Annotated in this window: 6 protein-coding genes; 1 reads left to right on the plus strand and 5 read right to left on the minus strand. The window is 57.8% G+C overall.

Translation table 11 applies throughout. The annotated features are described in order from the left end of the window. Positions 1-137 precede the first annotated feature (137 nt). The 5 genes from FOB72_RS11235 to FOB72_RS11255 form a co-directional block, all read right to left on the minus strand. The gene (locus FOB72_RS11235; protein WP_150372583.1) at positions 138-2270 is read right to left on the minus strand and encodes a UvrD-helicase domain-containing protein; all 2133 of its coding nucleotides are present in this window, start codon (positions 2268-2270) and stop codon (positions 138-140) included. Between the two features lie 45 nt (positions 2271-2315). Then, the gene (locus tag FOB72_RS11240; protein ID WP_150372584.1) at positions 2316-5108 is read right to left on the minus strand and encodes a site-specific DNA-methyltransferase; all 2793 of its coding nucleotides are present in this window, start codon (positions 5106-5108) and stop codon (positions 2316-2318) included. 3 nt (positions 5109-5111) lie between these two features. Further along, positions 5112-5747, minus strand: a complete 636-nt coding sequence (locus tag FOB72_RS11245; protein WP_150372585.1) for a hypothetical protein — start codon at positions 5745-5747, stop codon at positions 5112-5114. After that, on the minus strand, positions 5740-9207 hold the full coding sequence (locus FOB72_RS11250) for a BPTD_3080 family restriction endonuclease (protein WP_150372586.1): 3468 nt from the start codon (positions 9205-9207) through the stop codon (positions 5740-5742). The genes FOB72_RS11245 and FOB72_RS11250 overlap by 8 nt, the downstream gene beginning before the upstream one ends. A gap of 269 nt (positions 9208-9476) precedes the next feature. Continuing rightward, positions 9477-10448 carry a site-specific integrase gene (locus FOB72_RS11255; protein ID WP_150372587.1) on the minus strand — a complete coding sequence of 324 codons (972 nt, stop codon included), beginning with the start codon at positions 10446-10448 and terminating at the stop codon, positions 9477-9479. A 1958-nt stretch (positions 10449-12406) separates the two neighbouring features. Between FOB72_RS11255 and FOB72_RS11265 the strand changes: the two genes are divergently transcribed. Further along, positions 12407-13135: a hypothetical protein gene (locus tag FOB72_RS11265; protein WP_150372588.1), complete on the plus strand. Its 729-nt coding sequence runs from the start codon at positions 12407-12409 to the stop codon at positions 13133-13135. The last annotated feature ends 91 nt before the right edge of the window (positions 13136-13226 follow it).

The following is a 13226-nucleotide window of genomic DNA, read 5'->3' on the forward strand; positions in this document are numbered from 1 at the left end:
TTGGCGTAGTTTCCCTTCGGCAGCTACGACGTCACACCTTTCAAACTATCGATAATGGTGTGTTTTCGCTACGTGGCGCTGCGCTGACGTTGCTTACCAGGGAAGCTCCTGACTGTCTCGCCGGATGCCATCGTCCCTTAGCCACGGAGATCGTCCAAAAACTCTGACGCAGGCTCGGTGCTCGTCACAAGCAATCGGTCACGGGCACGCGTGCATGCAACATAGAGCAGGTTCCGCTCGGTATTGTAGACCTCTTCAAGATCTGAATCGTCGGCAACTGCTGCAATGCGCTCCTGCAAAGGGATGACTTCGTCGTCGCACGCCATCACCGCTACAGCGCGGAATTCCAATCCCTTTGCGAGATGCATCGTACAGATTGATGCTCGACCGCTCGTGATCTCGACATGTGCGTCCAGTACGCCGAGTGGGATCCCTGCAGCCTTGACGGCCACGACGGCGCGATCCAACTGTGCATCGGACCTGACGAAGATCCCCAGTTCATGCGGCATCAAGCCGTCTTTCAGACGTTCCAGAAGCCAGGCGGTCACAGCCTGGCATTCTTCGGCCTCAGATTTGAATGAGCGAACCTCTGGAGCAGGCCCATTGAAGACTGACACGGTACCGCGCCGATCCTCCGTATTGCCGTCCACGTCCGAGAAGTCAGGCCCAAGTAGCTGGTCGGCTTGAGCCCGAATCTGATGCGATGTTCGATAGTTGATGTGCAAGGTGCGCGCCCGTCCGCGCACGTCCACACCTAAGGATTTCCATGAGAAGGGCTGCTGGAATATCCGCTGTCCCAGGTCGCCAGCAAAGAATAGGCTGTTAGGGCGAACATGGCCCTCACTAGCGCCGATGGCCGCGAGGAACTTGAGCTGAGCGATGCTGACATCCTGCGCTTCATCGATCACCACAAACTCGAAGGGCGGTTGCCGCAGCGTCTCCATCTTCTCAGCCAGTCGGAAGAACATCTCAGCCTGCGTGATCAGCCCCCGTCGTTGCAAGATCAATTGCACACGTTCAAAGACCGCCCACAGGGCGCTGCGCTGTGCCTCTGACAGCCTGGTCTTACGTCCCAATCGCTTGACATCCCGATAGGATTCCCAGGTCTTGAGCTGCCAAGCATCGACAAGATCAGCCCACTCACCATGGATGAACCGCTGGCTGAACTTCAAGCTCGGTTCGGCCTTCACAGCCTCTAGCAAGACCTGACCTAGATCCGCCTGCGTCGCGAGCTTCGGCTTGCCCCAATACGCGGCGTACAGCCGCTTGCCGATGGCTTCCATGGCATGGATTTCGAGCCTTTCAGCTAGCCTTGGCTGATTGCCGATCAGGTTTTGTAGCTTTGTCCCCAACGCGCTAGCCAAAGTGTCGGAGAATGTGACCAGCAACACGCGACTGTCTTGATTCTGGCGAGTCAGATGCACCGCTCGATGCAGTGCTACGATGGTCTTGCCAGTACCTGCCGACCCCGAGATCCGCGCTGGTCCTGTGTAGTCGCGCTCGACCCATTGCCGCTGCGCAGGGTGAAGGAAGACAGTCCATTTCTCCCATGGAAAGTCGAAGGCACGCTCCAACTCTTCCACGTCCTTCATGACGCGGAATCGACGCAGCGCATCCGGGTGATTGAATGGATCTACGCCAGGTCGTGCTCCGGCAACGGACGTCGGCACGCCGCCCGTTGCCAACTCCAGCAACGCCTCCGCTGCCTCGGCCGGAAGATGCTCTGCGAGGATCAGCAAGCTGTCTTCGTTCGCCGCTCGAACATCGGCCAGCCATTCGGGCGGTACGCCGTAGCCAAGAAGCTCCTCGTCCGAGCAGCCAACAAAGAGTTGCGGCTTTTGCTGTCGTTGATGGCCTTTGGGAAAACCGCCTGCATGGCCTCCAAAGCCTTCGGTAGCTGAGTCGCCACCGGCAGCACGCTTACCAACAATTTCTTCTACGCGCTCGTGAATCTCAACCCACTGTGCCGCGCCTGTTTTGGGATGAACCTCAAGCTTCCTTCGCTCCGCCCACTTGTAGGCCTTGTCGTGATGATCAACGTAGCAGAGCAGGAAGCTGGTCGCGGTCCGGTGCACGATGAGCCGGATGTCGCTATTGACCCGGACAGACCAAAAGTTCTTGTCCTTCGACTGGTCGATCTTGTGCAGGCTCATGCTCGGATGCGCTGGGTTCAACTGCAAGTCGAAAGCGGTCGTCTTCACCGCCTTCTGCTCGTCGCCCGTGAGTCTCGCGAGGCTGTCGTTGAAGGTGTCGGAAATACGAAATTCCATCGCTCTACCTGTTAGATCAAACGGCTTTCGGAATGAACCCCAAAGTCATGAGACTTTGAACACTTTCATCACCTCGTCGCCCAGGTGGTTGATCACCTTCACGGCGATGCGCCCGGATTTCGGCTTGTCGAATGCGCGCGATGTGTCGCTGTTCAAGGTCGCCCAAGCGTCTTCGTTGATCTCCGCCTTCAGCGTGGTCTTGAGTGCCTTGTAGGGGTCGTTCGCACCAAGGAAATAGGCGTGGCGGACGAAGAAGCTTTCTTCGTTGTAGTCGGTGTCGATGAACCAGCAGGCAATGCCCTCGGCCCCGTCGCTGCGGACCTCGCCGGTGTTGGGGTGGAACACATCCACGCCATTGACCTTCACTCGCACCTGACCGCCTTCGGCGGGCAGGATGTCGATATCAGGTTCGCCGAAGATCACGAAAAGATTGCCCTTGCCCGTGTTCTTGAGGTCTTCTGCCATGTGGAGATCGGCATTCATACGCGCCTTCAGCACAGGAATGCGCCCCAACTTCTCGAACTCGGAGGAGTGCGCGTCGTAGTTGAAGGCGCAAGCGATCAGTACATCGAAGCCGGCATCGCCAGCTTCGCGCGCGGCGGCCACCAGGTCCGGTCGAGACACCGTGCCGAACTCCGGCCCAATAAAAATGGCGGCGCGCTTCTCGCCGGCACTGTCTTCGTAGCCCCCCTCGGCGCACACCAAATCGCCGGGCCAAGGAACCAGCGAGTTGAAAACGACCCTGTCTTCCTTGTGGGCCTGCTGCACACCAGCGGTCTTGAGGTTGTCAAGAATGATCTGCACAAAGTCGCGCGCAGCCTCGAAGTCGGCTTGCTGCTTGGCCACCTTAGGGTCGGCAGGATCGATCAGCTCGTCGTTTTCATCGATAGCCAGTACGCGATGCGGCGACAGACTTTCCACCGTGAACGGACCTGCCACACGGACCTTCTTCTTGTCCTCGTACGGTTTGTCATAGAGGTACTCAAATTCAGCCTTGGCTGCAATGGATGCGTCAATCTCCTCTTGACGAATAACTCGCAGTTTCCACCACTCAGCATGATCTCGCTGGACTGCTGCTGGCCACTTGGAATCAGGCAGACGAGGAATGCTCCATTCATGCCACGAAGTACCGAGCGCGCTATTTATTCCCGCAAGAAGAGGCTCCAGTCGTAGCTGATACTTATCCCAAATTACATCGATCTCAGAGTTGTGAGCAACAGATCCCAGGGTTATTCTCGGCACGCGGTTGTATACAAATCCTTGTCGAACCGAGCCCCGAGTCGTCACATTACCCAGTGTCTTTCCGGTAAGTTGAGCCTCTTTAATCTGACCATCTTGACTATCTGTCAACAGGTAGTACGGATATCGAGCCCCCATAATTCGTGCACGGGCCAGCGCCAGCGCGACTCGAGAGGTATCAATCGTCACCCACCGCCGTCCCCACTGCTCTGCAACAGTCGCAGTTGTGCCAGACCCACACGTGGGATCTAGAACCAAGTCGCCCGGATCCGTGGTCATCAACATACAGCGTTGAATAATCTTAGGATGCGTCTGCACAACGTATGTTTTGGTTTCCCCAAAGCCCGCCACGGTGTCCGGCCACGTATTCAAATAACTCATGCATGGGAAATCATCATAGTAGAGCTTATAGTAAAGCTTCGAGCCTAAGACAAAGAGACGGTCCGCCTTCTCAAGTCGATTCATGCCCTGCGTATTTGTTCTCCAGCTTTTTTTCCCACGCGGGAAGAAAGGCTGTCCTTTATGCTCATGGGTGAAAGTGCATGATGGCGTGAATCCCGACGACTCCAGAACTGACCTCTTAAAGACCCCAGCGGTTGAACCTACCGGGGCAGCGGAGAGATTCAGCTCTTCGTAGCCGACATCCTTGGCGCGAAATTTAAATTCCGGATTCCCATCAAACATCTTTTCCCGGTAGAGATTCTTATATTTGATTCTTTCTTTGTCCTTGGCGTACCAAACTATGTGATCAAAAACAGACTCGATCTTCCCGGACTCCAATGGCGTCATGGACTGAAAATTTATCTGTGAAATAAAATTCTCATCACCAAAAACTTCATCGAGAAGCGCCCTAACTCGATGTACGTTCTCATCACCAATCTGAACAAATATCGATCCACTTTCATCGAGCAGATCACGAGCGACAGTTAGACGATCACGCAAATACGTCAAATAGGAATGAATCCCGTCGCGCCAAGTATCGCGAAAGGCCTTTACTTGTTCCGGTTCGCGAGTAATGTGCTCGGCATTGCCGTCCTTAACGTCGCGACTAGTGGTTGACCACTGAAAGTTACTATTGAACTTAATGCCATACGGCGGATCAAGGTAGATGCACTGCACCTTGCCGCGCAGACCCTCGCGCTCTGCCAGCGAGGCCATGACTGCCAAGCTATCGCCCAGGATCATGCGGTTGGCCCAATGGGCGTCATGTGCATAGAACTCGGTCTTGGCGTCTTCGTTCGGCAAGCCGTTGAAGTCCGCGAACATGTCGACCTGCGGTGAGTCCGATCCCTGCGCGCGTTCAGTCCGCCGCTTGAGGTCGTCAATTAGCACCTTGGGGTGGACCTTCTCTTGTATGTATAGAGGCGGCGCGTGCACTACCAGGTCTGACCAGTCCTGCTCATCCTTACCGCGCCAGACCAATTGTGGATCCAGGTCTCGGTTCCGCCCCTCGCGCTCGCGAGGGTACGCAACGCGCACCGGGCTCTGCTGCTCCTTCTTCATGACCGACTGGTACTCGGCCGTGGGAATGTTCTTGCGCTTGGCGTCTTCGTGTTTGATCGTCTCAACGCTCAGCGGGGAGGTCTTGTTAGTGGCCATGGTTCAAATTTCAGAGCTAGCTGAGGCGTCGGAAACGGGATTGAAGAGATTGCAGTTGTAGTGAGCGACGGTTCGGAGGTCGCCAGTGGCGTGCAAATGCGCCGTCTTGAAGGCCCACTTGATTGGCAAAGCTGTACTCTTGCCCTGTTGGGATGAGGGCATCGACTTGTCCATGTCTTCGCGAAGTTCCTTGGCAATGCCAGCGATGTTTTTCTTCTTTACGAAAGACAGCATGAGGCATTGAGCCTCTCTCCCAGTCATGTACCGGCCCATTAGTTGTGCCAGGCCCTTCTTGTGCAGATTGGGGCCGTCATACACTTTGGCTTCGCCTAGAGAAAACAACAGTGGGTAGCTGTGATCGAGCGAGACCGTCAAGTCAACATGACCGTTCGAGTTCTCCTCTTGGCTGACGGTTAGCCCCGGCATGCGTAGCCCCATCGCTAACGCCGCAACCAGCCCTGTCTCGCCAAGGCCCGCAAAGTTCTTGCTATTCGCCTCAAGATCGTGAATTGCCCGAGCGAGCCAGGGCGCAAAGGCATCGTCGAAATCCGCTTCCGTCACGGTTGTCAGCAATTCAACCGCCTCCGGACAACGCCTCGCGAGGATTTCGCACAAACGCTTCAAGTTGCTATCAGCCATTGGGGAGCTCCCCAAGGCCATAGCCGAGCCAGCTCACGCGGACTTCAGAGGCCCATTCGTCCCATGCCCAAGGTGCACCATTAGCGCCACGCTCCGTCGCCCTTCGCTTTAGCAGAGCGTCGCGCAATGTGACTTGAGAGTTTGATTCGCCGTCTATCAACTTCATCTGAAATCGGCCCTTGCTTTCGCCGCTAAGCGCAGCAAGGATCGCGATCACGTTGGCCGGATCAACCTGGTTTTGGGCGGCTACTCTTTCAATGTCCGACAAGGTCAACTCACCATACTCATGCAGCGCGGCGCTACGCCAGAGGGACTCCAAGACAGGTCGGACCCATGGAATCGAAGTGGCTTCTGCTCGCAGCACGTCCTCGGATGATTCGATGTAGCCTGCGACATCAGGCGTTCTCAGCCCGGTCACACGTTCCATCATCAGGTCGAACTCAGAGGCAACTTCCTTCTCGAAGTCATGCTGCAATTGGTAGACGTCGGCGAACTCGACAAAGGCCCAACGGCCATAGCCGCCTAGATTGTTGACGCCCGGCACCCAGTAGGTGTCCATGGTCAGCTTCTTGTCTTTGGCATCTTCGCCCCTGTAGCCCTTGATTTCGACGATCAGATTCAGAAGATCGTCGGCGCCGTGGCCGTCGTCGATCTGTACGATGAAATCGGGCCGGTACTTGCGCGTCTCTGAGCCGTAGCGATACGGCACCTCAAGGCCCAGGTTGTGGTTCTTGACGTAGGCCACAACACGCGGATGCCGCTCGGCAACGCGGCAAAATTCCGCTTCCCAGTCGCTGTCCAGGATGACCCAGTTGACGTGGCACTTGGGAGGCGGGCCGCTGGTTTCCCAACGTTCAGTCTTCGATGTGTTGAAGTTGACGAAACGGGTGGTGCCGGTTGCGTTGTAGGGGTCCAGCACCGCCTTGATTGGGCGCATGTTCGCTTGCTCGGCCTTGGTAATGGCTGCGGTGATGCGGTTGCAAGCCTCATCTGCCAGTTCCTGGTACATCAACTGCGCGGGATAGGTGTCGCCCTTGCAGGTCAGGCAGGTGTCCAGCCATTCCTTGGTGATACGCTTGAGTTGGCCGAACAGATGCAGCTTGGGTTCGTCGCCGGGGTCACGCCAGTGATTCATCAGCAGGCGCTTGGTGAGGTGCATCAGCAAGGTGGAGTGCCGCATGTCAGCCAGGTGCTCAAGGCTGAGGTCCACGGTCTCGCCAATGATGCCAGCGTTCTGCGTAATGGACGGGCCGACCAAGTCGGGCGTCAGCACCATCTGCGAGTCCGCAGTGAACTCCGCCGTCAACCGCTCTTCGGGCAGTTCGACCCGATAGCCTTGCACTCGGGGAAACTGAATCTCCAGCGCCGCACGATCCTGCAATGCACGCACCTGCACCGTCTCGCGCGGAGGCTGCGGCTTTGATATGACGGGCTTGGCCGTGAAGTCAAACGGGATGCCTAGCACGTCAGCGTACTCGACGTTGAACAATCCTTCCTCGTTCAAGTCGTAGGACTGGCGGCGTAGGGCGCGGCCGATCACCTGCTCGCAGAGCAACTGCGTGCCGAACGCACGAACCCCCAGCACATGGGTAACGGTGTTCGCGTCCCAGCCCTCGGTCAGCATGGATACCGACACGACACAGCGAATGGAGTCACCCAGCCGGCCTGCCTTACCAACTGTGTTCATGACCTCACGCAGCAGACGCGCGTCGTCAAAGTCCTTACCGGACCGAAGTTCGTCGGCCAGCGCACCGCCGCGCTCGAAAACCTCATGCTTGAACTGCTCAATCTCCGGTCCTGCGGCGGCACGGAAGCTGTCATCCAGTGCTTCACCGGATTCCAACTGCTCGCTGTCGATTAACAGCGTGCGGGGGCGTCCATATGGGTTGCCATACTCGTCGGTGTTACGGAACAGTTCCAGGCGGCCAGGCACAGGCGTCTGGCTACCGTCTTCGTTCTCGCGAGTAAAGCCTGAGATGAAGTCGTAGACCAGTTTGGATGTGGACGTGTTGTTGCAGACGACGATGAAGCAAGGAGGTACCTTAATGCCGGCCGCTTGCCACAAGTCGAAGGTCCTCCGGTAATGGCCATATAAGGCCTCCAGTGCCGTTTGCAGTTCGACCGGCAGGCTTAAGGGGTCCAACGACTTTGCTGCCCCTCGGCCCTTTTTGGGCATGCGTGTGCGGATGTGCTCCCACAGGTTGCGGAACTTTGGCATCTCGCCGCCGGGGATGTTGTCGGCCACGGGTACGCGAGGCAACTTGACGATGCCGCATTCGATGGCGTCCATCAGCGAAAAGTCGCTCATCGTCCAGGGGAACAGAGTGCCCTCGACATAGCCAGAGCCCGCCAGGAAGAACGGCGTAGCGGACAGGTCAATCACCTTGGCAACCCCCAGCTTGCGGTTGACCGCCTCCAGGCCAGTGATCCACATGCGGGCCGCCTCGTTGTTCTCCTCGGCTTCCTTCTTCTCGTCGCCCTTCAGATCATCAGTTTCGGCGTCAGGCTTCTCGCGGTAGCAGTGGTGAGCCTCATCGTTGATGACCAGGATGTTGGTCATGCCCATCAGGTCGGGCATGACACGCTGGAGCATCTGACCTTCAGTCTCCAAGGTATTCAGCTCATCGCCGCCGCGGCCCTGCAGCAGCCGACGGCCGCCCTTGGATAGATCGATACGCTCTCGAAGTTTGAAAGCGTGGTAGTTCGTGATGACGATCTTTGCGCGGTTCAGATCCTCCAACATGTCGCTGGGGACCAGCTCGCGACTGGCATAGTAGCTGTCCGGGTCGTTGGGCTGCAGAACGCGAAGGCGATCCTTGATGGTCAAGCCAGGAGCGACCAGGAGGAAGCCTCGGGTGAACTTTTTGCTGCCGGGCCGACGCACCGCATTGACGGTTTGCCAGGCGATGATCATCGCCATTACCGTCGTCTTGCCAGCGCCTGTGGCCAACTTGAGCGCCAAACGCATCAGTTCCGGGTTGGCATCGTTGTTGGCATTGGCCAGGTGATCGAGGAAAGTCTGGCCAATCTTGCCGACCTGCGGCGCTACCTCACTAAGCCATATGACCGTCTCTGCCGCTTCAACTTGGCAGAAAAAAGGGCGAATGCTGCTGAAGGCGTGATGCCGCCAGTGCTGCAGCAATCGGGCCGTCTCCGGCGTGACTCGCCAATCCGCGGGATTCTTCAGGGCACGCCACTTATCGACCTCCTGGCGCACCGAGTTGATGATGGCCGTGTGGTCGTAGGCCTGTGCCTGGGTCGAGAGATCGTCGAACAGCAGACTGTCCTGCTTCGCCCCTTTTTGCTTCTTGGCCTTTGGGATGGGCGTGATGAATTCAGCCCTGCGGCGAGCTTCGACGATCTGTTGGGTTGGTTGTCCGGTCGCGTCAAGCTCCCAGTGACGCCCCGGATACTCGTACGGAGAATTGAGAATCGGCTTCTCAAAAAACTGATTTGTCATTCAAGGCCTATTATTATTTTCATTCACTGCGACGAAATGTTCAGCTGGAAGTTGGGCTTCAGTGGAAGAAAACGTCCGATGAGTGTGCTGAATTTGGCTCATATTCTATAGCAACCGGGATCGCCAATTGTGCCGCATTAGGTTCCTCGAACCGCCTTGTTTGGGGCGCACCTCACTTCCCTTGGTGATCCAAATGTGATTTATGCATCACCAAATTCACTACCAAGGAAAAGGCCGGATTGCTGAGCCCGCAATTGCTACTTCATCAATCAAAGCAAGGTCGGAATTTTCGGCTTCGCCACCGGCCGGATATAGCGGGCCAGCATGACGTCCGACCGATGGCCAGTTTGCTCTTTAATCTGGTATGGCTGTAGGCCGGCTTCGGCGGCAGTCGTAACGTAGCCGGCCCTCAGACTGTGGCCCGAGACTCTAGACGGATCACCGCCAGTCCTTCGGACCGCAGCTTTGATGATCAATGCCACCGACTGCGCGGACAAGGCGGCGGTTCCGACCTTATCGTACCGACTCACGCTGCGGAATACCCAGCCCGAAGCAATCCCGGCCAGCTCTAGCCACCCCCGCAATGCCTTGACCGGACACCGAGCGCCTTTTGCATATGGGATGAACACGGTACGGCCGGCCCCCGCCTGGTCCGTTTTCGAACGTCGAATCAGGACTTCTAGGCCGCTCGCATGCTCCGTGATGTCCTCGCACCGGATTGCCACCAGTTCAGATCGTCGAAACGCCCCGGCGAAGCCCACCAGTAGCAGCGCGCGGTCGCGCGCTGCCTGGATCGGCTTGCGCTGATCCACCATCACCAGCATTTCGAGCAAGTCATCCTTGACCAGGGCCTTGGCCTGGCGCTGTCGCGTACCCAAGGTCCGCCGGATACCCGCCATAGTTTGTTTCACCAAGGCGTCCCGGGCCGGCGAATCCAGCCCCTTGTCGACATGTGCACGATGGATGGCGATCAGCCTCCGCTCTATGGTGGCAACGGCCAAAGTTGATGCCAGCTCGGCAAGGTATGCCGCCAACTGCTGCTGCGTTGCCGGAATCTTGCACCCCTTGCTTATGAAATGTCGCACATCTGCTGCATAGCCGCGCTGAGTCGCCGTCGAGCGGGCGGCCGCCACATACCCATCAGCCGACAGGCTTCGGCGATGTGTGGCGCCGTTGGACCGGCCTGATGTCGGCTGCGTATGGGCGAACGTCGCCCAACCGAGCTTGGTGTCGTTTTTCATGGCTTGTTTGAGTATTGCGAAGTGAGCCTTTTCGCTAATCAGCGAAAGGCGAAAACGCGGCAAGATTGCCGCGCTAGGGCCGGCCGTAAAGTGACCTGGCCATTAGGAAGGTGAGCGAGTGGAGCTACTTGAGCTATCGGAGGGCAGTCGTAGGTATGTGCCCGGCAATCGCCGGCGAGCCTCTGGAGACGAACACACTACCTGACGTCGGCTAGCAGTCAGCCGACGGATCGGCCGCCTCGTAGTCGAACGCGCCAGAGGCGGTGATTGGCACACCGATAGGACAGTTAGGAATAGGTCAACCAGCGACTCCGCCCTCACTGGATTTGGGTTGCCTGATGTGGATCACGTCATGGCTCAGTACTCTTCGGGCAAGAGCAGCGTCGTAACGCTTCGGTCAGCCTCGGTAATGATCCATACCCGCACGCCGGCAATGTCATATGCCGACAGGATTCGCGCCCCGCTGATCACTGCTAGGTCGTTTGCCTTCGCGTCCTCTTCGGGCACCGAGCCCCAATCGCCGCGTGCGTGCCGTGACAGATATAAGCCGGGTCCGATCAGGTGGCGCGTCAAGTGGGCGACAACGCCTCGCGTGGCGACGACCTGCCCCAGCGGGAATTGTTGACATGGCGTCCCGCCGCTCCTTGTCGAGGATTCATGGGGGTTAGATGGATAGTGCTTGCGAAACGTGTCAGGTCTCCTGAAGGTTATTTCCGGCCAAACGCAGATGCCAGAAAGCGAAAAAGCCAAGGCAGCGAGCCTTGGCTTTGGGGAAGAGCGCGAACTACAGGGAGCCCGTGTGGCGTCGGTTGTGGCATGGCGGGGCCTGCGCCATTTCGGCACGCTACGCCAGTGTCAACACCGGAACAAGGCGAAAATAACTTTGGCAGTCAAATCAGGAATCGCCAGCGGGCCCTGATGATCGTCCGTTCTCTTCAGGTGGTTGGGCCGTGAAAGGAGATGCAAATCGAAATCTCGTCAGCGTTGATGCTACCTGCCATATGCGCGACTAACACATGTTCAGCAAGAACCTGGCAATCAAGCACAGTCACCGCGTAGTTGCCTTGACCGAGGCTCGAACATGCCCCGGTCCCACTCGGCCAAGCCCGTCTCGCCTTCAGGCATCATCGTTCCCGAGGAGCCGAGCGAAATCCAAAGGTCAGCCAGCTATTTGAAGGGAACCGGGCGAGCTTGCCTTACAGGCGTCGTGAAGATCTGCTAGTAGGATACGAACGACCGGAAAATCGAGTGTCGGTGATAGCACCCGGCCTGAAAGTAGGTTTCCATAAATGTTGACCGTCTTGCGCTGGGGATGTGCAAATCTTGCAAGGAGGGCTGTCGTGACAGAAGAAGCGCGTGAGCCGACAGGCGGCGAGCTGGCTAGTGCGAAGGTGGCTCCACTGTCCCGTGAGCAGCTATACGAGCTTGTCTGGCGGGAGCCCATGCTTCGAGTTGCCGAACGACTGGGGGTATCGTCGAGCTACATGGCTCGGGTGTGTACTGAGCTGCGTGTGCCTCGACCACCTCGGGGGTACTGGGCGCAACTTGAGTTCGGAAAGGCGCCCGCAAAGCCCGCATTGCCGGAAGCTAGAGCAGGTGATATTGGTGAATGGAGCCCAGGGGACTTCATCGGCACCAATGAGCGGGCGGCTAAAAGGATAGTGAAGGCTCCCGCGCCGACCGTCGATGGCGTGCCCGTGGTGGCACCGAGCGTAAGGCGCCGGTCTCACCAGACGAAGACAGAGAGGCACTTGCACCCGCTGCTGGACGGCATCAAGCCCTTCTTCGAGAAGACTCGCGATAGCGAAACCGGCATCATGCGCCCATTTTAGCGATTATTGGTCGATGTCCTTTCTTCGAAGGAGAGGCTGGACGCTGCCATCGATGCTACCGACAAGCTGTTCCGAACGCTGACCTCGCGCGGGCACCGAGTGACGATTGCTCCGACAGGCGTACAGATGCAGCGATCTGAGGTTGACCTACGCGAGACGCCCAGAAAGAACCACTACCAGCAAAGCGCCTGGGCGCCTGAGCGACCAACGGTGGTGTACGTCGGTGATGTGCCCATCGGATTGACGCTCTTCGAGATGACAGAAGTCGTCGAGATGCTCTACGTCGGCAATAGCGAGTACGTACCGGTTCGAAGCCTGACTCCCGAGCAACGTCGCAGGTACCAGGCGCCCAGGTACTGGACGACGACAAAGGACTTGGCTTCTGGTCGCCTTTGCTTGCAGGCGTACTGCCCCTCGTGGCGGGTCAGTTGGGTCAAGCGATGGTCCGAGACAAAGCCTGGGCAGTTCTCTTCAATGGTGCCGAGCATCGTGCAGGAGTTGGAAGCAGCGGGCCCTGAACTGAGCGTACAGCTGGAGGCCGCGAGAATTCGGGCCGAGGAAGAGCACAGACGGTGGGAGTACGAGCAGCAACGCCGGCGGGAAGAGGAGAAACGCGCGCGGCAAGAGAAATGCCGGCAGGATGCGCTAAAGGATCTGCTTGCAGCCATTGCAACCTGGGACGAAGCACGTCGAATTGACGCCTACTTCACGGAAGCGGTGCAAGCGGCTGAGCGCCTTGGCGCCGATGAACGGCAACGACTGCTGGGCCGCATTTCACTCGCAAAGGAACTGGTAGGCGAGAGCAGACCCGTGGAAATGTTGCTTCACTGGAAGGCGCCAAGCGAGAGAAACTAACTAGCAGCGCCGGGCATCCGACTCGGACAATACATCGAGGGTGCCACCCTGGAAGTAGAAGGCGTCTTAGCCAAGGCCGGAGCCTTGGCTC

Origin of the sequence: Cupriavidus pauculus (genome assembly GCF_008693385.1) — a bacterium.
GTDB lineage: Bacteria > Pseudomonadota > Gammaproteobacteria > Burkholderiales > Burkholderiaceae > Cupriavidus > Cupriavidus pauculus_D.